This is a genomic window from Actinacidiphila acididurans (genome assembly GCF_016918855.1).
Taxonomy (GTDB): Bacteria; Actinomycetota; Actinomycetes; order Streptomycetales; family Streptomycetaceae; genus Actinacidiphila; species Actinacidiphila acididurans.
Genome location: NZ_JADKYB010000012.1, coordinates 229,175 through 252,077, shown reverse-complemented (window position 1 = coordinate 252,077; position 22,903 = coordinate 229,175). Strand labels below are relative to the sequence as shown.

Genomic DNA, 22,903 nt, shown 5'->3' with positions numbered 1-22,903 from the left:
ATGCATCAGGGCATGCGCCACTTCTGGTTGGAGGTGCCGGCGCAGCTCCACAGCTGGAGGACGGTGCCGGCGGCGGTGCCGTTGTCCTTGGCGTCCACGCACAGGTCGGGCTGGACCTCGACCAGGTCGTAGGAGGGCTTCAGGACGAAGTTCTGCGTGCTCTGCCGGGCCGCGGAGCAGGGCTTGATGCGGACGGCGGTGCCGTTGCCCGGGGTGCCGCTGATGTCGAGGCACCTGGTGCCGGCGAAGTCGCGTACGGTGCCGTCGGAGGAGAGGGTCCAGCCCTGGGAGGGGTCGGACTGGTTGCAGTCGGCCAGCACGGCCAGGGTGCCGGCGACGCTGGAGCCGCCCTGCGCGGCCAGGCATCGGCTGGAGCCGAAGTTGACGATGTTGGCGCCCTTGAACGTGATCGGGTGCGCGGCCGGCTGCTGCGGGGCGTGCGTGGCGGGCTTGGTTCCCGTCGTGCTGTGCCCGGCGGTTGTCGTGGCCGCCGGCTTGCCGGGCTGCAGCGGGATCGCCGCGCCGGTGGCCGGGGGCAGGCCCTTGACGATGTGGTGGGCCGGCGGCTTCGGGTGCGCCGCGGGCTTGCCCGGGGTGTGCGGGACCGCGTGCGTGGTGGTGGCCGTCGCCGCGCCGGTCGTCGGGGAGGACGGTCCGGCCAGGCTCCGGGTGGACGCGGCCGGCTGCGCGGCGACATGGTCGTCGCCCCCGCCGCCCAGGTGCGGGACGGCGGCGGCCAGACCCACACCGATCGCGGCCACGGCCACCACCGCCGCGAGGGCCACCGCGGCCCGGCGGCCGGGCTTGAGGAACCGGGCGCCGGAGAAGAAATGCTGGCGGGCGTAGCCGGCGGCGAAGGAACCGCCGGCCGCGATCTCGTAACCGGGCTCATAACCGGGCTCGTCGCCGGGGCCGGAGCCGCCGGCCGGGACCGGGCCAGGACCCGGGCCGGGACCAAGGCCGGGGCCGGTCGCGGGGCCGGGAGTCGTTGCGGCGCCGGTGCCGGCGCCCGTGGTCTTACGCGGCAGCGGTTCGGCCGGCCCGGCGGTGGCGGCGGGCACGGGCAGCGGTTCGTCGGCGTCGGACGAAAGGGTCGCCCGGGGCAGGGGTTCGTCGGCGTCGGACGCCGCGGAAGCGGTCGGCAGCGGTTCCTCGGCGGCGGAGGCGCTCGGCAGCGGCTCGCCGGCCGCCGGGCCGCTCGGCGTCGGCCGGTGCTCGGACCCGTCAGGGGTGGCGGGGGAGGTCATGTCGTTGGCTCCGGTTGGGGACGGCACGTGCGAGGGGGGAGAAGAGAGCGGGAGTCGGGGGCGGTCACAAGGGATCAGGGCCGGTCACGGCCAGTCGGGCAGGTCCTGGGGGCGCAGGGTGACCAGGTCGGTCTCCTCGGGGACGGCCAGTTCCGCGACCCGGTACGCCTGGCGTTCCGTCATGGCCTGGAAGGTCTGCCGGGCCGAACGGCCGTTGCCGAACCGGTCGCCACGCGGCATCTCGTCGAAGTACGCGGTGAGCGTCTCGCGGGCGGCGTCGGTGAGCAAGTACTGGTGGCGTTCGGCGTGGTGCTCGACGATCTCGACCAACTCGGAGGTGTCGTAGTCCTCGAACAGCAGGGTGCGGCTGAAGCGCGAGGCGAGGCCGGGGTTGGAGTCGATGAAGTGCTCCATCTCGTCCGGGTAGCCGGCCACGATGACCACGACCGAGTCGCGGTGGTCCTCCATCAGCTTCACCAGGGTGGCGATGGCCTCGTGTCCGAAGTCGTTGGAACCGGCGGCGGGGGTCAGGGAGTAGGCCTCGTCGATGAACAGCACGCCGCCCATGGCCTCCTCGAAGACCCGCTGGGTCTTGGGGCCGGTGTGGCCGACGTACTCACCGACCAGGGAGGAGCGGTCCGCCTCCACCAGGTGGCCGCGCTCCAGGAGTCCGACGGCGGCGAGGATCCGGCCGTACAGCCGGGCCACCGTGGTCTTTCCGGTGCCGGGGTTGCCGGCGAAGACCAGGTGCCGGCTGAGCGGGGGTGCGGCGAGCCCGGCCTCCTCGCGGCGGCGGACCATCTGCATGAGCTTGACCAGGGACGCCACGTCGTGCTTGACGCGTTCCAGGCCGACGAGTTCGCCGAGTTCGGCGAGCAGGTCGTCCAGGCTCTCCACTTCCACCGGCTCGGGCCTGCCGTCGCCGGTGGCGTCCGCGGTGGCCGTGGCCGCCTGGGCCGTGGCGCCCGCCACCGGGGAGGCGGACGCGGACGCGGTACGGATCGCGGGGCCGGTGCCCGAGGTGCCGGGCGCGGGCCACACCGGGTGGGCGACCCGCAGCGACGCGCAGTCCTCCACCACCGGTTCGGCGCCCTCGTCCAGGCTGATGTCGTCCTCGGTGTCCCGCACCAGCAGGGCGCGCAGCACCGGGCGGGCCCCGGTGGCGACATGGACCGCCGGGAATCCGGTGGCGGAGAACACGCAGTCCTCGTACCGGCCCTTGCCGCCCTCGCCGACGAACAGGCCGTTCTTCCCGGCGCCGGTGACGGTGGCGCCGGAGACGGCCGGCTCGGCGTCGCGGGCGACGACGATGCCGGAGCCCTCGGTGTCGCCGATCAGCAGGCCGCGCAGCTTGGGGGCGGCCTTCTCGGCGATCACGACTCCGGCGGTGCCGGCGCCGGTGACCCGGCAGTCGGTGAGCTCGGGGGCGGTGCCCTCGCCGCAGATGAACCCGGAGCGCTCGACGGCCAGGACGCGCGCGTCGCGGATGCGGACCTCGCCGGCGGACTGCGCGGTGACCCCGCTCTGGCCGCCGCGTACGGTCAGGCCGTCGGCGGTGGCGACCGCGTAACCGTCCAGGTGCAGGCCGGACATGCCGCAGCCGGTGGTCCAGCAGTCCTCCAGGGTGAGGCGGCCGCGTTCGGTGACGCCGATGCCGTGCTCGGGGGTGGCCGTCACGCGGACCGCGGTGAGGGTCGCCACCGCGTCGCCGCCGATGTGGACGCCGCTGAACGCGCTGTCGCGCACCGCGCTGTCGGTCACGCGGACGTCGGCACGTTCGCCGATCAGGATGCCGTTGCCCGCGGTGCCGCGCACGGTGGTGCCGCGCACCTCGGCCCGGGCCGAGCCGCGGGCGACCAGGCCGGAGGCGCGGGCCCCGGTGAGCAGGCAGTCGGCGACCTCCAGCCGTGCCTCGCCGTCCACCGCGACCGCCGCGGCGGCGCAGTCCCGGATCCGGCACTCGGTGAGCAGGACGTCGCCGGTGCCGGTGGCGAGCACGCCGGCCGCGCCGGCGCCGGACACCTCGGTGCCGGTGATCCGTACGCCGCCGGCCTCCTCCTCGCCGCTGCCGCGGGGGGCGCTGCCCAGGACCCGGACGGCCTCGGCGGACGCGTCCCGCAGCCGGCAGCCGTCGACGGTGACCGCCGCCCGCTCCTCGACCAGCAGGCCGTTGCGGCCGGGGGCCACGATCTCGCAGCGGCTGAGCTCGGCGCGGGCGTCGCCGCGGACCCGGACCCCGGAGGCGCCGACCTCGCGGACGGTGGTGGCGACCAGGTGTGCGGTGGCGGTGCCGGCCACCACCACGCCGGTGCCCTCGATGTCCTCGATCAGGCCGTCGTGCAGCGCGACGGTGCCGCTGGTGTCGGCGTGCACCCCGGCAAGTGCCGCGTCGCGCACCGCGCCGCGGGTCATCCGCAGCGACGAGGCGCGCAGGATCTCCAGCCGGCCGCCGGCCACCTGGCAGTCCGCCAGTTCCACGGCGCCCCCGGTGACCAGCACCACCGGGCGCTGCCGGTCGGCGCCGAGCACGGCGATGCCGCTGAACGCGGCGGACACCGCGATCTCCAGTACGGGCAGGCCCGGGGTGGGCGCGACGATCGTCACGGTGCCGGGGCCGTCCTCGGCGACCAGGCTCACCTGGCGGTCGATCAGCACCCGTTCCCGGTACTCGCCGGCCGCGATGCTGATCTCGTCGCCGGCCGTGGCGGCGCGCACGGCGTCACTGATGGTGCGGTACGCGCCCCGGCGCGCGCCCGGCTGGACCCGATGTGTCGCGGCGGTCACCGTGCCGTTCCCTCCGTCCCGGTCCCGGCGCCGCGACCGTCGGCGAATCCGGGATTGGTCACATAGGGGCCGACCGGCCGGCCCCGGTGCAGGCGCTGTGCGCCGCGTATGTGCCGGCCGGCCACACCACCGGGGAACAGGATCTCCCTGCGTTCCGGGTGCGGGGCGGCCAGCTCGAGCGTGGCGTTGACGTCCACTCCCCCGGGCGCCGCGATGTCGTAGCGCCAACCGTAGCGTTGGAGCACGTCGCCCGCCGCGTCCGGGCCGCCCGCCCGCTGCGCCTGCTCGCGCAGCCAGCCGATGTCGCGGGAAGCGGTCACCCACAGGCTGCCGGGGTCGCCGCCGTCGCGTACGTGGGCGGCGACATGGACGAGTCGGTCGCCGGGCGGCAGCAGTCCTGCCGCGAACACCGCTTCCGGGCCTTCGGCTCCACCGAAGACGTACAGGTCCTCGCGGTCCTCACGCCAGCGCAGCCCGGCGGCCCAGGGGGCACCGGCCAGGTGCTGTTCGACCAGCTCCGGCGGGAGCGCGGGCACTGCGGCCGGCTGCGGGGCGGCGGCCGCGGTGCGGTCGGGCAGGGGCGGCGGCAGCAGGGTGAGCGGGGTGACCGCGACCGGTTCGCCGCCCGCGGCGGTGTGCCAGTGCCAGGTGCCCAGTCCCTCACCCGCGGCCGGCGGCACATACACCCCGCGCAGGCCCAGCCCGCCGAACTCCACCGCATAGGCGGAGGTCTGCGGGGTGTCGCCGTTGTGACCCCACATCGTCCAGCGGGCGTTGCCGGCGATGGGGTCGGGGTGAGCCCGCCGGACGCCGTCGAAGACGGTCGGCGCGGCGGCGGGCGCGGCTGGCGGCTCCTCCATCGGTTCCGGCTCCTCGAGGATCGTGGGCAGTGGCCCGCGGACGGGGTGTTCTACGGTCCCGGCTGCGACGGCGGGCTCACTGGTGGGGGTCCCGGCCGGAACGGACCCAGCATTGTGGCCGGTCGCGGCGTCTGTCATGACCAGGGGAAGCGTATCCGTGCCCGGTTCCGCGACGGGCTCCGGCTCCTCCGTGATCGTGGCCGGCGGCTCGCCCGACCGCGGGAGGGAGGCGGGATGACGGGGTGCCTCGTCCGCCAGCGGGTGGTTCGGGTCGGTTTGATGCAGGGAGTTCGGCCGGTCCAGCGGGGGCTGCTTCGCGACGACCGGCTCCGGCCCCTCCGTAATGGTGGGCAACGGCTCGCCCGACCGCGGGAGCGGGGCGGGGCGACGGGGTGCCTCGTCCCTCAGTGGATGGCTCGGGGCGGTGTGAGGCAGAGAGGTTGGCCGGTCCAGCGGGGGCTGCTCCATGACGGCCGGTTCCGGTTCCACGGGCGCCGGCGCGGGCGCGATCCCGTTGGGCTCGACCGGCGCGGGCTCATCGCGGCCGTGGTCGGCGAGGACCGTGTCCGGAAGCGGGCGCTCCTCGACCACCGGCTCCGTGACCGCCGATTCCGCGGGAGCCGGCGCCGGCGCGATCCGGTCCGGCTCCACCGGTGCGGGCTCGTCCCGGCCCTGGGGCGGGAGGACCGTCCCGTGGTCCGGGAGCGGGTGCTCCTGGGGCGGCGCCGGGACTCTCTCGGGGGCGGTGAAGTACGTGTCCGCGGTGGCCCCGACGCGTTCGGTGATCTCGGCGGTGGGGACGGAGACGGCGAAGGGGACGACGCCGCCGGAGGGTCGGGCGGAGGTGCCGTGGTGGAAGGTGAAGGTGATTTCGACGCTGCCCTGGTAGTGCTCCAGCGGCACCGGGATCTTGGCGTTGGCGAAGGTACGGCCACCGGCGGCCTGTTCGCCGCCGCGGCGCAGCCGCATGCCCCCGCCGAAGGTGGCGGCGGCCCCGAACTTGCTCTTCCAGTCGCTGGCCAGTGCGCCGAGCTGGGCGTTGAGGTAGCCCTGGCGGGCGTGCAGCGCGCGGTGGCTCACCTGGGCGCTGCTCTCGCCGACCAGCGCGACCTCGGCCTTGGGGTCCGGGCGGTCGTGGGCCAGCCGCCGCACCCGCGCGGTCGCCGACACCCACGCCTTGCGGCCGCCGACGTGGAACGGCTCGCTGGTCAGCTCCTCGCCGCGGGTCATCCGCGGCAGCTCGGCCAGCAGGCGGTCCTTGTGGAAGGCGCCCATGACCAGTTCGGAGCGGGGCACGCCGTTCCGGGTGACGGAGTCCCAGGCACCGCCGAACTCCTTGCGGCCCTCGGTGTCCAGCAGGCTCCGCAGCGAGCGGACATCGGGCAGGTCGCGCACGATGTGGTCGCCGGACAGGCCGTGTTCCCAGATGGTCCGCGGCGGCACCGGGACCTGCCGGGCGGGCACCGTGTCGGCCGTGCGGGAGCCGCCCGCGCGGGAGGTCCCGTCGACCGCGGCGGCGGTGTCCGCACCAGCGGCGGCCGGCCGCTCGGCCTTGACCGCGTCCGCGCTCTCCACCAGGGTCTGGAAGCCGATGTCGGCCTGCCCGAAGAACCGCCGGCGCACGCCGAAGGCGGTCCTGGTCATGGACGGACCGGTCGCCGGAGCGGCGGCGAGCGTGGCCCGCGCGCGCTCCCGTACGGCGTCGGTCTGCGCGGTCAGCGCCGCGTCGAACTGCTGCCGCAGCCGCTGCACCTCGGGGTCGCCCTCGGGCCGGTCCGCGAGCCGGTCGAGCTGTACGCGCAGGTCGTCGATGTGCCGCTGCTCGTCGCGTACGCCGGGACGCAGCCGGGTGTCCACCGCCTTGCCCCACGGCCGCCAGGACTGGCGGAATTCGACGTGCAGGGTGGCCGTACCGTCGAACACGCTGCCGGCGGCCTTCGTCTTGGTGCCGGCGCCGGCGCGGGCGGCGGACGCGCTCTCGGTGACGTCGTCGCGCACGGTGGTGTGGGTGATGGCGCCGCCCGCGAACACCTCGACGGGCAGCACGCCGACCGGGTTGGAGGTGCCGACCACGCCGACCGCGGTCGCCGTCGAGGTGCTGTGCTCGCCGCGCAGCGGGGCCTCGGGGCCGCCGCTGGTGACGGTGCCGAGGGCCGAGGAGTTGAACTCGGTGGCCTCGGTGTTGCCGGTGTGCGTCATGTCCCGGACGCTCGCGGTGAGCACCACCCGGCGCCCGCCGGCCCGTACGATCCAGGGCTGGCCGGCCATCATCGAGCGCAGGCGGCGCTGGAACTCGTCCGCGGGCATCCGCTCGCGCAGCTTCGCCTTGGCCGCCGCCCACGCCCTGTCCGAGCCGAAGGCGCGGGTGCCGACCGTGTCGAGCTGGTCGAACACGGCGTCGGGCCGCGCGTCGAGCACGATGTCGGTGGCGCCGAGGAGCCTGGACTCCTCGATACGGCGTGGCGTGCGGTACTGCGTGACCGGCTGCGGCCGCTCCCGGGTGGTGGGGTTGACCGGCAGGTCGCGGACGGGGAAGGCGAATTCGCCGTCCGTGCGAACGGTGAGGGTCCGCTCGCCGCCGAAGCCGGGGACGGCGCGGGACAGCTTGATCCGGACGGTGTAGACGACGTCACCCGCGAACAGCGCGGCCGGCTCGACCGTCTTGCCCTTGGCGACCGCGCCGAAGCGGCGGTCCAGGGTGCGGCCGGTGAAGGTGTCGAAGGCGCGGGTGCGGCTGAGGTTGACGGAGGTGTGGGGAGCGCGGACGACCAGGCGGTGCCACAGGGTGTTGCGGCCGGTCCCGGACTTGGTGCCGGACAGCGCGGCGGCCGTCTCGGTGCCCTGCTCGAACTCGAACTTCTTCTCCACCCGCAGGTACTTGGTCATGGTCGCCCAGGCCGAGGTGATGCGGATGTCCGCGGTCACCCCGCCGGCGCTGACCTTGGTGCCCCAGCTCGTGCCCGCGGTCAGGCCGGGCAGCTTGGGCGGGATGACGGCGCCGTCGAAGAACAGGTTCAGGTCGGCCTCGACCTGGCTCCACTTGTCCTTGAAGGTGCTGCCCAGCTCCTTTTCCAGCGCCTTGACCACGGCGGCCCCGTCCCCGGACCGTACGACGGCGTCCCCGGCCCCGATCCGCCCGTCCCGGCGCACCCGGTCCGGCGGCTGGAACTCCAGCGGGGGCGGGTTCTCGGCGGCGGGGGCGCGCTCGGCGGTGGTGAGGCCGGTTGTGGCGGGGTCGGTGGTCGCGTGGTCGGTGGTCGCGTGGTCGGTGGTCGTCACCGGTTTTGCTGCCGTTACGGTCCCGCCCTCCGGTACGGTGCCGGGCACGTGGGCCGGTGCGACGGCATCGGTGGTCGCGGGGGCCGGCGGTGCTGGGCGGGTGAAGGTCTGCGGGCCGGCGGCGTCCTCGGCGACCAGGTAGCGCTGGGCGTGGGACTGCGGGACGGCGACCACGAAGCGGATGTCGGTGTGGCCGGTGCGGGCCGCGGTGTCGCCGGGCCGGCCGAGGGTGGCGTCGACGCGGGCCCGGGCCAGGAAGGCGACCATCGGCTCGGGGTACTTGGCGCTGTTGATGTTGTTGGTGGCGGCCGCCACCCCGCTGCCCTTCTGCCAGCGGTCGGCGCGGCCGGCGCCGAGCGGGTGCAGGCCGACGGAGACGGCGGAGGAGACGGCCGGCTGGGCGCCGAGCTGGAGCGACTCACCCTGGTTGACGGCGGAGCCGAGCCGGTCGGCGGCGTCCTCGGTGACCTCGCTGAGCAGGTTGATCTCGGCCTCGTCGATCGGCCGCAGGTATTCCAGGGACTCCAGCGTGGCGGTGGCCGACAGGTGGGCGTCACTGCGCAACGGCACCGTCAGCGGCACGCCGCGTACGGCGTTGCCCCGGGTCATCACCGGCAGGGAGGTGGCCAGTTGCTCGCGGCTGACGCCTTCCTCGGCGGTGGACCGCAGGTCGTCCCAGTGGCCGCCGAGGTAGCCGCGGCCCAGGCGTTCCACCAGGGCGGCCGGGCTCGGGTCGGCCGCCCTGCCGGCCGCGGGCTGTTCGCCGAGCAGCACGTCGAGCACCACGGAGTGCTCGGGCAGGCCGTCCCAGACCTCGGCGGCGGGCCGCCAGGCCAGGTCGCCCGCCTCGACCGGCGGGCCCTGCATGCGCAGCGGGCCGGCGGGCCGGTCGACGGCGGAGAACACCCGGGCCTCGGGGACCGGCCGGGCCTCGGCTGCCTCGGTCAGGGCCTGGAAGCCGAGCCGGGCCGACCCGCTGCCGGCCGCGAGGGGGGCGTCGGGGCGGGCCCGGTGCGCGAAGGTGAGGGTGGCGACCCCGTCGAAGACGGTCCCGGGAACCTTCATCTTGACCGCGCTGCCGGAGCGGACCGAGACCTGGCGGGCGCTCACGCCCTCCCGTTCGTACTGGGCGTTGGCCTCGCCACTCAGGCTCACCGGCCCGGCCTTCAGGTCCGAGCTCTGCGCGGAGAAGGTCGCGCGCAGCGCGCGGTTGCGGCTCTCGGTGAGGCCGAAGACGCGGGTGACGTCGGTGCCGGTGTTGAACTCGGTCTTGTCGGTGGTGCGCACGTGCGTCATCTGCGAGACCTTGGCGGTGACCAGCAGGGTGCCGCGCTCCCCCAGGTCGATCTCGAAAGCGTCGCCGCCGGTCATCGCCTTGAGCCGGACCTGGAGGACGTCCAGCGAGCCGAGCCGGGCCAGGACCAGCTCGCGCACCCGCGGCCAGTCAGCGCCGTAGGTGCGCTGCCCGAACGCGGCGAGCGAGCCGGGGTCCTCGCGGTCGCCGAGCAGCGCCGCGGACAGCGTGCCGCCGGTGCGGTTGCCCTGCGCGTCGACCAGGAAGACGTCCCGGACCACGTCGGTGCCGCCGAGCGCGAGGGTCTGCTCGACGCGCAGCGGGGGCAGGTAGTTGCGGCCGGTGAGGGCGGCGGTCCGGCCCGATTCGGCCGCGCTGGTGGCGACCGGCAGGTGCACGGGCACCGCGATCCGGGACACGGATCCGGCGTCGCCGCCACCCAGGTCGAGCCGGCCGCCGAAGCGGCCGCGGACCCGGGAGAAGTCGAAGTCCACCCGGATCACCGTGCCGACCTTCAGCGCGGGCTCGGGCGTCTTGGCGCGGGTGAAGATCCGGCTGCCGCCGGCCACCCGGTCGGCGGTGGTCCGCGTCCAGTTGACCGCGACCTGGCCGGTCAGGTCGGTCAGGCCCGCGGGCTTGCCCTTCGCCAGCAGGCCGCCGCCCGCCGCGATCTGGCGTTCGCGCAGGAAGCCGCCGCGATGGAAGGACTCGGTGCCGTCCTCGAACTCCAGTGACTTCAGGGTGTCCTCGGTGCCCGCCTGCTCCACCCGGGCGGTGACCCGGACCTCCCCGCTCCAGCCGCCCGCGTCCAGGGTCAGCTTCCTGACCTCGCCGCGGGTCATGGCGGACAGCCCGGGCAGGACCGCGGACCGCAGTTCCGGCTCCCAGGCCGCGCGCAGGGCCGCCAAGTCGTTGGTGCCGAAGGTCCCTTCGAGGCCCTGGAACAGCCCGTCGGCCAGGGACCTCTCGGCCGTCGCCGACGGCAGGATCCGGTCGGACGCGCCGACCTGGCCGTGGCGGGTCATCCGGGCCGGGGGCGCGGGCGGCCCGGGCACGACGGGTGCCTCGGTGTCGGTCTCCGTCAGGCCGTGCGCGGCGGCTCCTTCCCGGGCCGGCGGGGCGAAGGTGACCATCTCGATGACATCGGGCTGCACGCCGGACGGGGTCGGCGCGGAGGAGGACGTGGAGGCCCTGGAGGTGGACGCCACGGGCTGCGGGCGGAGCAGTTCCGGCTCGGCCGGCGGACGCGGGGCCGTGGGCCGCTCCCGGGTGGCGGTGGCCGGCTGCGGCGCGCGCGGGGACGTACCCACCGGGTCATGGACGCCGTGGGGCACGATCGTGCCGTCCGCGAGGTCACCGATGATCGCGTGCATCAGGCGCAGGTGCCGGTCGCGCAGGCCGCCCTGGGTCAGCCCGAAGGGCGCGGGCCGGTGGTAGTCGCCCATGAGGCTGCCGGTGATCTCGGGGCGCTGCGGCGCGGTGTCGTCCCGGTACTCGTCCCGCAGGCCCACCTGGTGGCCCAGTTCGTGGGCCAGTTCCTGGTCGCTCGCGTCGATCGCCCACACGTGCTGGCTGGACGGCGTGCCGGGGGGTGCCACGGCCACCGAGACGTGCGCGTCGCGGGAGCCGGCCCGCTGGACCGTGACGTGCAGCAGGTCTCCGTTCGGCAACCGGTGCCCGGGTGCGTTGAACAGCCGGTCGATGCCCTGCCGGGCCCGGTCCCACAGGGTGTCGAGCTGCTGCGGGGACATCTCGCGCCGGCCGACCAGGTGCACCTTGACGGTCAGTTCGGTGACCTGCTCGCCCCGGTACTCGAACCGCCGCGCGTCGAAGGCCGAGGTCACCGCGTACCGGGCGTCCTCCAGGCCGGTCCCGGGCCCGAACGGCCGCGACACCGGGTCCACCCAGGTGTGGCTGCGCGGGACGGCCGGCGCGGCCTCCCGCGCGGCCTGCCACCGCGGGTCGGCGATACGCGCCAGGTGGTCCTCGGCGCCGCCGCCCGTGAGGTGGGCGGTGCCGCCGGCCTGGCGGACCGTACCGGTCAGGTCCCCGGTGTGCTCGCCCGCCGCCGTGCCGGGCAGGTGGTACGCGGAAGGAGATTGGGTGGAAAGCGCGGAGTCGGACCGTTCGGCGACCGGCGGCGCCGAGGGCGACACGTGCCCCTCCGCCGTGGGCGGTGCCGGCGTCGCGTCGAGCTGGCGGGCCTCGACCAGCGCCTTGCGGCGGGCCTTCTTGTCGGCCTTGGCGGTGGAGACCGGCCTGGGGGTGGCGGCCTGGGGCGGGTGGGCGGCCGCGGCTGCCTCGCGTTCGAGGCGGAGGGCGTCGAGGCGTTCCCTGGCCTGGGTCTCGAGTTTCCTCAGGTCGGCGACCAGTGCCTGCCGGTCCGCGAGGAGCCGGCGTACGGCCTGGTCGTCGCCGGAGGCGGCCAGGAAGTCCTGGGTGCGCTCGACGGCCTTCTCGGCGTCGGGCAGGCCGCGCCGGATGTGCCACTGCGCGGTGTCGACTTTGGTGCCGGTCGCCTCGCCGCGCAGCGCCTTCTCGGCCTCGCGCTTGCTGTCGCCGGCCCGGTCGGCCAGCCGGGCGGCGGCGAAGCCGTGCGGATCGGGGGTGCCGTCGGGCAGGTAGCGCCCGTCGCCGTAGGGGTTGTGCACCGTCAGCGGGCGGAAGGGGGCGGTGGTGACGTCCTTGGACAGACCCGAGGGCCGGACGTGCGCGAGGTCGACCGGCAGCCCGGCGCCGAACTTCGCCTCGGGCCGGTAGAGGCTGAAGACCAGGTCGGACAGTGCGGTCCGGGCGTTGTTCAGCGCGGCCCGCTCGGCCGCGCTCAGCTCGCCGTCCTTGGCCAGGACGGCGGTGATCTCCTGGCCGAGCCGCAGCGCGTTCTCCTGGAAGGCGCCGCCGATCAGGCGCACCTCGCGCAGTACGGACAGGGCGAGTCCCTCGACGAAGTGCTCGCCGCTGAACACCTCCTGCTCGAAGGAGACCTTGCGGGTGCGGGGCTTCGAGACGCCCGGCACGCCCGGGTAGGTGTTGGTCCACGTGGTGTGCGCGCCGGTGGCCTGGGCGTTCTTGGCGTACGCCGAGGTGCGCACGGGGGTGCCGTCGACCTCGAGCTTCTGCATGGCCGGCCGGTCCAGCGGTTCGAGCTGGTCGTGCAGGGAGACCCAGCCGTCGTAGTGGCCGAGCACGTCGGAGTGGAAGACCAGCGTGGTGGGGCCGTAGCGGGTCTGCATGGGCTTGTCGTTGGCCTCGACCCGGAAGAAGACGAAGTCGTCGTTGCCGAGGTTGGAGGTGTTGGCGGCGCTGCTCTTGCCGGAGGCGAGGTACTTCGCGCCGCGCCGTGCGAGGTCGCCCTGGGAGGACATCACGCCGGAGTTGGCGATGGCGTGGTAGGCGGGGGTGGCGTGCTTGAGCCGGTACGGCAGCTTCTCCAGGCTTGCCAGCAGGTCCTGGAACCGCCCGTCCTCGGCCAGGAGGCGGTCCCGCCCGGCGCGCAGGTCCTGGAGGTTGCGTTCCGACAGCTCGCGCACGAAGCCGGTCCTGGCCTCCTGCGGCCACTGGTCGAGCGGCAGTTCGCGCAAGGAGGAGCGGACCGAGGACCACTGGGTGCCGGCCGGCACGTCGGCGTACGCCTGGCCGCGGCGCATCTTCTGGGCCACCGCGAAGACCTCGCGGGAGATCGGGGTGGCCGCGCGCGGCGCGGGGCCGGGGTGGGTGCCGTGCCACTGGCTCAGCGGTCCGAGCCGGTCCAGGTAGCGGTGGGCGGTGTGGGTGAGCAGGGTGTACTCGCCGCGCAGCGTGTAGACGCCGCCGAACTGCGCCGCTCCCTTGATGTGGCCCTTGAGGGCGGTCTCCAGCCGGGTGGTGAGCGCGGTGAGGTCGGCGACCTCGGTGGCGGTGGGGCCGAACGACGCCTCGCCGGCCCTGGCGGACAGCCCCTCCAGCCGGTCGTAGAGGTCGGCGGCCATGGCGACGATCTCCTCGCCGGTCCAGATGGTCCGCTCGGCGTGCTCACCGACCGATCCGGCCTGCCGGGCCGCCGCGTCCAGCGCGCCGGCGTGCGCGAGCACCTGGCCGGCCAGGTCGTGCTGGTCGGCGCGGATCAGCAGGTTGGCGAACTGGTGCAGGTCGGTCTGGGACAGCTCACCGGCGTCCACCACCACGTCGAGGGCGCGGCGGTCGCGGTGCTCCTTGTCCTTCCATTCCCGCCAGGGCGTGGTCCCCTCCGGCGCGGGCCCTTCGTGCAGGCCCCACGCGCCGTCGACCTGGGTGCCGTCGGCGCCCTTGTGGGCGGGGGTCCAGCGCAGCTTCAGCGGCTCGACGGCCGGCGGCGCGCTGACCGCCTGCTGGGCGGAGGGCTGCGGCGCGCGCGGCGACACCGTGTGCGGGTCGTGCCCGATCAGCTCGTCGACGCGGGCCTGTGCCCGGTCCACCCGGGCCTGGGCGCTGTCCAGCAGGTGCTGCGCGGTGTACGTGGCCTCGGCGCCGGCCCCTTCCCAGTGCCCGAGGCCCTGGGTCTCCAGCACCCGCAGATCGGCCAGGGCGTCGGACAGCTCCGCCAGCGCCCCGTTCCATCGCGCCTGTTCGGCCGGCGTGACCGGCGGCCGGGTGGCCCGTACGGTCGCGGGCGCCGGCCTGACCGACGGCGGCGCGGTGCTGGTCCCGGCATGTGAAGACGCGGAGGTGGTGGCCATGTGCGTCTCGGTGGACGGGAGCGCCGCCTGCGTGACGGGTGTCGCGCGCCCCTTGCCCTTCCACTTGGCGCCCGCCTTGACCGGCGTGACGCCTACCCGTGCCTTGGCCACCGAGCCGGACCCGTGGGCCACGGCGGAGGCAGCACTGCCGTGCTCGGGGAAGTGCAGGTAGGAGGTGACGGCCTTCAAGTCGTCGGTGGTGAAACCGCGGTCGCCGCGGGCCAGGTTGTGGTCCTGGAGCGTCTGCGCCTTGAGGTCCTTGACCGTGGCCGCGTCGCCGCCGCGCCAGGGCACCGCGCCCTCGCGGCCGGCCACCCGGGTGTCCTCGACCACGACCTGGCCGGTGAGGGTGGGCACCTTGGAGACGGTGATGCGTTCGTAGCCGATGTCCTTGTGCCACTGCTGCATGCGCGCGGCCTGCGGGTTTCCGGCCTCCTCCAGGTAGCGCACGTCGTGGCCGATCAGGGCGTACGGCTCCAGGTTGCCGCTGCGGAAGCCGAGGTGCTTCAGGCCGCCGCCTTGCTGGCGGGCGAACTGGTCGAGGTGGTCGAAGACCGTGAACTGGTCGGCGCGGCCGGCGTCCGGGAAGTGCCGCTGCCAGGCGTCGCCCTTCCAGAACTCGGTGAGGTCGAAGACGTTGTCCCGGCCTGCGGCCCACTCGCCGTACCGGTCCGCGCCGACCGGGCGCTTGTCGCCGGCGATGATCACGGTCACGTCGTGCGGCAGCTCGTCGATGATCTGCTGCATGCCGGTGAGGCTGGTGTCGTGCTGCGGGTGGGCGCCGCCCTTCTTCCCGCTGAACCGCGACCACAGCACGACGTACTTGCTGTTCTCGGGTACGCCGACGTCGCGCAGGAAGCCCTGGGCGCGCTCGTCCTGGAGGCTGCCGTTCAGGCCCCAGGCGGTACGCAGCCGGCCGCGGCCGATGTTCTGCTTGTCCCAGCGCTCGGTGACCTCCTCGGTGCCGCGGGCGACCGGCTTCTGGAAGTGCGTGCTGCGCAGGTTCTCCGGCACGGGCGGCTCGACCCTGCCGTAGTCCAGCGGCATCTCTTTGCGGGTCACGTCGCTGTAGAGGCCGTGCGGGGTGTCGGAGTGCAGGACGTGGACACGGCCGAGTTCGGTCTGCAGCCTGGTGTCGTACTCCGCCAGGATCTGCGCCTGGGTTTGCGCGAACTGCTCGGGACCGGTGGCCTTGGCCTTCATCTTGTCCAGCAGCGTGTCGCGTTCGGCGATCACCCGGCGGGTGAGGGTCTCCTTCAGGAAGCCGCCGACCTGGTCGGGGTGGCTGGGGCCGGTGAGGACGGTCACGCGGAGCTTGGGGTTGAGGACGAGCGCGGCGGCGGTGCCGAACATGTCGCCGGTGAAGTTGCCCGCGGTCACGATCATCGCGGGGTGCGGTCCGGGGCCGGCGCGGAAGGCGCCCTTGAGTTCGTCGAGCGTCGCGTTCAGCCGCTCCATGTCCTGCGGGCCGGCGCCGAAGGCCTGCCATGTCTGGCGCACCCGATCCAGGCCCTTGCCCTTGGTGACCTCGGTCAGCGCCTGGGTCAGCTTGGCGCTGAGCGGGAGCGTGTCGGTGCTGCGTTCCTGGAAGCCCGCGTTGCGCAGCGGGTCCAGGTTCTCCCGCAGCAGCACGGTGCCGTGCGGGTCGGTGCTCAGCGCCCACAGCAGGTCGAAGAGGTCCTTGTCCTTCTTCTCGCCGGTGCGCCGGGTGAACGACAGCGCCTTGTCGACCAGGGCGTCCAGGTGCGAGGGCACCTGGATACCGGAGACGGTGGTGACGTCGTGGTAAATGGTGTTGCTCGGACCGATGGTGATCTCCACCCCGTCGATCCGGCCGGTCAGCGCCCGCTTGTCCTTCTCGTCGGGCCCGAACGGCTGTAGGTGGACCTCCGGGTGCTCCTCGATCACGGCGGCGTTGAGCTGGTCGGCGAGCGATGCGACGTACGGCTTCTGGGCCCGGAAGTCGAGGTCGGCCAGCGGGCGCGGGCTGCCGTACTTCAGGACGATCTGCCCGCCGCCGGCCAGCATGACCGGCTCCTCCATCCGGCGTTCCATCAGGTCGCTGAACCAGGCGCCGATGTCGAACTTCCGCTCCGCGCTGATCCCGTCGCCGGGCACGGTCACCTGCTCGGTGCCGACCGCCGTGCTCGGGCCCGCGACCGACTCGTGCCCGGCCGTGGCATCGGCGGTGCCGGGTCCCTCCAGCTTGAGCTGGAAGGTGATCGTGGTCGGCCGCTCGGCGCCGTCCGCCTGGTGGGTCAGCAGCAGCTTGGCGTTGCTGCCCGCCTTGTAGATGTTCTTCTCGGTCGCGTTGATGGTGATGGCGCCGGCGTGCTGACCCGCGCCGATCTGCGTGATCACCTTGTCCATCAGGTCGGTCACGTGGATCGTCGGGCCGTCGATGCCGACGACGAGCCGCTTCTCGCCGTTCAGCGCGGTCTGGAACGCCTGCTGGACGTGCTCGGCCGCGGCGGGGGTGAGGGAGATCTTCGGGTCGCCCTTGCCGCCGCCGCGCAGCCGCGGCAGGTCGTGCCCGAGGACGACGGCCACGATGTCCCCGGCGAGCCGGTCGACCGTCATGTGCGCGAGCGAGCCGTGCGCCGCGAGGTCCGCGTGGATCCGGGCGACCTCCTCCGCGCCCACGTGCTCGGCGCCCGGCATCGCGTGCTGCACCTGGAGGTTGACCTCGTGGTGCAGCAGCACCTCGTGCGGGATCTCGCGGACGGCTTCCTGCTCGGCGTGCCCGGCCTGTGTCGCGGTGTCCGACGCGGCGCGCAGTTCCTCGTGGGTGAGGGCGGTCGGAATCGGGTGGGCGGCGGGGTCGAGGGCGCCGCCGGTGACCGCGGGCGGCTCCAGGTGCTCCCTGGGGGCCTGCAGCTGGAGTTCCTGCGTCCCGGGCGCCTGCTCGCGCGGCGGGGTGTCGGCGGTGTCCCGGCCGGGGGTGTGCGGCTCGGCGCCGGGCCGCTCGCGCGGGGGGTCGGGCAGTTCGACGTGGCCGGGGCCGGCGGGGTCGTCGTTCCGCAGGGGGTCGTTCCGCAGCGGGTCGGTGCTGCCGAGGCCGTCGCCCTTCGGGTGCGTGCCCTTGAGGCCGTCCCCGGCCGGGCCCGCGCCCTTGAACTCGCCGTCGCCGGGCGCGCCGTGGGGCGCTCCCGTGTCCGTACCACCCCCGTGCAGGTCGCCCCCGTGCAGGTCGCCGCCGCCCGGGGCGTGGTCGTCGCGGACGTGCGGGAGCGGGTGGTCGCCGACGTTCGGGAGGGCGTCCAGCAGGCGGGCGGTCTCGTCGGCGGAGCGCACGTCGGCGCCGGCGGCCGCGCGTTCGTGGCCGAGGGACAGGCCCTTGTCGACGATGCGGTCGAGGTGGCCGTCCGCCTCGGGCCGGTCGACGGCCTTGTGGAGCTCGGTGAGGAGGGCGTCCTGCTTCTCGGCGTGGCTGAGGGTGCCGTCCAGCTGCCGCTGGAGGTCGTCGAGTTCGCCGCCGACCCGCTCGGCCTGGTCGAAGCGGTCGTTGAGCAGGTGCTCGGTGCGCTCGTCGCTCAGCTTGTCGATCTTGGCCCGGTAGTCGGCGACGCGCTGCTGACGCAGCGTCTCCTGCTCGGCCATGTGCTGGTCGAGGCGGTCGAGGGCACCGGCGGCCTCCTCTGGGGTGGCCGCGTCCCGGATCTGCTGCCGCAGTTCGGTGATCCGCGGGTCGCTCTCGCCCTGGTTCAGGGCGTCGAGCCGCCGGACCAGGTCCTCCTCGCTGGGTACGTCCGGGGCGCCGCCGTGCTCGCCGCCGTGTTCGCCGCCCGCCGGGCCGTCGCTCCGGAGCGCGTCCAGGCGCTCCTGGAACGCCCGCTCCTGCTGGTACTCGTGCAGGTCGCCGAGCGCGCGGAAGGCGTCGTCGGCGGTCGGGGCCTCGTCCACCAAGCGCCGCAGTTCGATCTCGTGCGGGTCGGTGACGTCGCCGCGCAGCGCGTCCAGCCGCTCCTCCAGGCCCGGCCCGGGCGCGGCGACGTCGTCGGACTTCAGCCGCTCCAGCCGGTCGGCGAGCGCCTGCTGGTCCTTGAAGTCGTGCAGGTCCTGGAGCGCCGCGGCGGCCTCGTCCGGGCCGGAGGCGTTGCTGATCCGCTGCCGCAGTGCCCGTTCCTCGTCGCCGACTTCGCCGGCCAGCGCGTCCAGCCGGTCCCGCAGCGCGCTGGTCTCCATCAGGTGGGTCAGCTCGTCGTGCGCCCGTACGTACTCGCCCGGGCCGCGGGCCGCGGACAGGTCGCCGAGCACCCGGTGCATCTCCGCGTCGAACGCCCGCGCCGCGTCCTTGCCGGTCAGCACCTCTGCCGGCACGTGCCGCTCGACGAACGCGGTGAAGTCGCGCAGCGCCGCGTTCGTCACGTCCATGTCGAAGGTGCGGCGCGCGTCGCGGACCGCGTCCACCTTGGCCTGCCACTCGGTACGGGACGCGCCCAGCTCGCCGAGCCGGTCGAAGCCGCCCTCGACGTGCGTCTCGAACGCATCGAGGCGGGTGTGGAAGGTGGCCACCTCGACGTGGTCCCGGAAGACCGCGTAGCGCCGGGCGACCTCGCTCAGGTCCCCGGCCGCGGCCGCCTCCTGGATGCCGTCGGTGTGCACGGCCCGGTCCGCCCGCGACATCCCCGCGTCCTTGGCGATCCCGTCCAGCCGGTCCGCGTACCACGCGGTCGTCTTCGCCAGCCCGGCCCCGGGCGCCTCGGTCGGCACCGACGGCGCGCTCTCGATCGGCGACTTCTCCGGCGTGTGCGTGGGCGGGGACAGCTTCTCCAACTCGGCGAGCTGCGCGTCCTGCGCGGAGCCGTGCGCGGCGGCGTCCCCGTCGTGCAGTCCCTCGCCGCCGATCCCGGCCGGCCGGTCCGGCGCGTGGGAGGGCGGCGACAGCTTGTCGAGGGCCGCGAGGCTGTTCTCGTCCGCCGAGGCGAGGTGCCCGGCGCCCGTACCGTCGTGGACGGCTGCCGGAGTGGTGCCGAACTCCCCGACCCGGTCCGGCGCGTGGGTGGGCGGCGACAGCTTGTCGAGGGCCGCGAGGCTCGTCTCGTCCGCCGACGCCGCATGGCCCGTACCCGAGGCATCGTGAACCGCGGCGGCCGGGGACGCGCCCACGTCCCCGCCCCTGCCGGGCGCGTGGGAGGGCGGCGAGAGCTTCTCCAGCGCCGCCGCGAGGCTCGTGTCGTCCGCCGATGCCGCGTGGCCCGAGCCCGGGGCATCGTGAACCGCGGCAGCTGGGGACGCACCCAAGTCCCCGCCCCTGCCGGGCGCGTGGGAGGGCGGCGAGAGCTTCTCCAGCGCCGCCGCGAGGCTCGTCTCGTCCGCCGACGCCGCATGGCCCGCGTCCGTGCCGTCGTGGACCGCGTGCGAGGGCGGGGACAGCTTGTCCAGGGCCGCGAGCCGGGTGTCGTCAGCCGAGACGGCGTGGCCCGCGTCCGTGGCGCCGTGGGTCGCCGCGGCCGGGGGCTTGGGGGTGGTGAGGAGGTCCAGGCGGGTGTGGATGGCGTCGGTGTCCATGCCGAGGACGGCGAGGTCCTGGCGGGCGGCGTCGACGCCCATGGCGGCCTGCTGGGCGTCGAGTTTGGCCGCGGCCTGGTCGATGTTCTCGGACGGCTTGTCGAGGGCGCCGCCGATGTCGTGCAGGGCGGTCTCGGCGCGGGCGGCGTCGGCGGTCGCCTTCTCGTACTTGTTCCAGGCGGTGAGCCGTTCGGCGCCGATGCGGCCGCCGACGCCCCCGGTGATCGCCTCGAAACGGCTGCGGGGCGCGCGGCCGGCGCCTGCGGCCGGGGAGGCGCCGGGGTGCGGCGCGGAGGTGGGCCGTACGGCCAGGGGCGTGGGCGCGAGGGCTACCGGGGCGGCCTCGGCGGGGGTCGGGGTGCCGTGCAGGGGCTGGGCGGCGCCCGAGGTGTCGCCGGTGCCGGTGCGGCGGCCGGCCAGGTCGAGCCGGTCCTGCGCGGAGACGCCGAGCGTGCTGTCGTGGGCGGTGACGCCATGCAGGCCGGTGCCCTCGGCGAGCCCGCCGGGGTTCCCGGTGCGGTCGGGCAGGCTCCTGGGGCCCTGGCCGAGGTTTCCGGCGTGCTCGGTCAGGCCGTTCGCGCCGTGCCCGGTGGACGTGGCGCCGCCGCCGGCGAGTTCGTCCAGCGGGCGGGTCGGGGCGGGCGACGAGACGCCGGCCCGGTCCGCGGTCGGGGCGGGCGTCGGGGCCGCGGTCCTGGTCCCGCCGGCGGGCGGCGGCGCGGTGACGCCCGTACTCGTGGCCGCGTGCGCGTCACCCGTACCCACCGTGGTGTGCACCCCAGGCGCGGTCAGACCCGTACCGGTCGCCGCGTGGGCATCACCCGTACCCACCGTCGTATGCACCCCAGGCGCGGTCAGACCCGTACCGGTCGCCACGTGGGCATCACCCGTACCCACCGTCGTATGCACCCCAGGCGCGGTCAGACCCGTACCGGTCGCCACGTGCGCGTCACTTGTACCGAGCGCCGTGTGCACCTCGGGGGCGACGACGACGTGCTGGCCGGCGTCGTTGGTGAACGACATGCTGCGGAAGTTCATGTGCAGGGCGGTCGGCTGGGCGGTCTCGGCGCCGATGTGCAGGCTGATCCCGTCGGGCGAGACCTTCACGACGCTGACGTCGCCGTCCACGATGCTCTTGAGCTCGGAGATGCCGAGCTGGTGGAAGTCCTGGACGTGGCCGGCCGCGCTGCGTATCCCGGACATGCTGTCGTTGATCGCGGTGTGCAGGCCGGTGGCGCTGCCCGTGAGGTCGACGCGGCCGGTGTGCAGGCCGGACATGCCCAGGTGGGAGCCGCCGACGCCGGCGCTGATGCTGCCGATGTCGGCCCCGCCCACGTGCATGGAGCCGAGGTTGACGCCGCCGAAGTGGGCGGAGGAGGGCGACAGCAGGCCGGCGCCGGTGCGGTCGAAGCCGGTGGCGTGGTCGAAGGCGGTGAGGTGGTCCGCGGCGCTGGCGCCGGGGTGGACCGAGCCGAGGGCGTGGCCGATGGAGTCGGGGGTGACGCCGAGGCTCAGGTGGACGGCCCCGGTGGAGCCCAGGCCGTGCAGCCCGCCGGTGCTGACGCCGGTGTTCAGGCCGTGCAGACCGCCCGCGTTCAGCCCGGTGTTCAGGCCGTGGAGTCCGCCGACGTTCACACCTGTGTTGAGGCCGTGGAGTCCGCCCACGTTCACGCCGGTGTTGAGCCCGTGCAGTCCGCCGACGTCCACGCCCGTGTTCAGGCCGTGCAGACCGCTCGCGTTGAGCCCGGTGTTGAGGCCGTGCAGACCTCCGGTGTCGATGCCGGTGCTCAGGCCGTGCAGGCCGCCCAGGTTGAGCCCGGTGTTCATGCCGGTGTCGATGCCGCGGAAGGCGCCCGGGGCGCCGAGCCCGATGTGGCCGAAGTCGCCGAAGCCGGGGCCGCCGGTGTGGGTGGAGGTGAGGCTGAAGTGCTCGGCGGTGAGCGCCGCGACGTGGGTGCCGCCGCTGACGACCGGCTGGGCGAGGTGCGCCCACGGGGTGACGAGCCGGGTGCCCAGGCCCATCTTGATGGCCGCGCTCGCACCGACGCCGAGTTCGAAGAAGTCCAGCGGAAGGGTGGCGCTGACCAGGAACCGGCTGCCGAAGCTCATGGCGTAGACGCCGATCTTCGGCAGGGTGCCCTTGACGCCGATGGTGGCCAGCGAGAAGTCGTTGCGGAAGGCGGAGCCGATGGACTTCAGCGCGCCGACGGCGACCTTGCCGGCGTTCAGCGTGATCTGGCCGATGCTGATCAGGCCGCGGGCGACCACGCCGGGCAGCGAGGTGACGCTGCGGAAGATGCCGGTCAGGCTGCTGGGGTTGGTGATGATGTGGGTCAGGCCACGGGCCACGTCGCCGATGCCGTTGATGGCCGTCTTCGGCAGGTTCTTCAGGGCGTTGAAGATGCCCTTGCCGATGGAGCCGAGGTTCAGGCCCTTGGTGGAGGGGAAGAGCACGCCGATGACGGCCAGCACCAGGTCCAGCACGCTGGCCTTGCCCTCGGCGAACTCCACGGCGGTCTTGATCAGCAGCGCCACGTTGACGGCGAGGGCGATCAGGCCGACCCAGCCGCCGAAGATGGCGCCGAGCACCGCGAGGATGATGGCGAGGATGCCCAGCGCCTGGAGGAACAACTGCCAGCCGCTGATGGGCTGCTGGATCATGTGGGAGGCGTCGGAGAGCTTGCCGACGTAGGTGTTGACGGCGCTGCGGTAGTCGTCCTGCGCGCCGTGCACCTGGGTCTTGAGCGCGTCGAGCTGCGGGTCGTCCTTGGCCAGGCCCTGCGCGGCGGAGAGCGCCTGGTCGGCCTTGGCCTGCGCCTCCTGCACGGCGTTGAGGTAGTCCAGGGTGGCGGGGGCGGACACACCGAAGGAGTTGCCGACCGAGTCGATGAACTTCTTCAGGTGCCCGTCGATCTTCTTGCGCACCGCTTCGGCGGTCTTGCCGACGAAGCTGTCGGTGGACTGGTTCAGCACCCGGTCCAGGCCGGAGGTGACCTCGCGGGCAAGGCTGCCCAGATCCTCCATCTGGCTGTGGATCGACGACAGGACGTCCGCGTCGCCGGGAGTGGGGTCGCCGTGCAGCCCCAGCGCACTCCAGTCGCCCGGTCGTGCCATCTGTATCCTCCACCGAGTCCGTTCCGGCTTCCACAGCATCCACGAAGAGACCCCCGGGATGGTTCACTTGGGGCCGCAGAGATTATTGTCACGTACCGGATTCACGCATGGAAACGTGGA

The 22,903-nt window shown here is 74.3% G+C and carries 3 protein-coding genes; all 3 read right to left on the bottom strand.

Going from position 1 to position 22,903, the window contains the following annotated elements:
* Nucleotides 1-5: 5 nt before the first annotated feature.
* Nucleotides 6-1,247, bottom strand: a complete 1,242-nt coding sequence (locus ITX44_RS22915; protein ID WP_205359194.1) for a ricin-type beta-trefoil lectin domain protein — start codon at nt 1,245-1,247, stop codon at nt 6-8.
* 84 nt (nt 1,248-1,331) lie between these two features.
* On the bottom strand, nt 1,332-4,031 hold the full coding sequence (locus ITX44_RS22910) for a right-handed parallel beta-helix repeat-containing protein (RefSeq protein WP_307795442.1): 2,700 nt from the start codon (nt 4,029-4,031) through the stop codon (nt 1,332-1,334).
* A complete protein-coding gene (locus ITX44_RS22905) occupies nt 4,028-22,783 on the bottom strand; it encodes a scabin-related ADP-ribosyltransferase (RefSeq protein ID WP_205359193.1) in 18,756 nt (6,251 codons plus the stop codon). The genes ITX44_RS22910 and ITX44_RS22905 overlap by 4 nt, the downstream gene beginning before the upstream one ends.
* Nucleotides 22,784-22,903 lie beyond the last annotated feature (120 nt).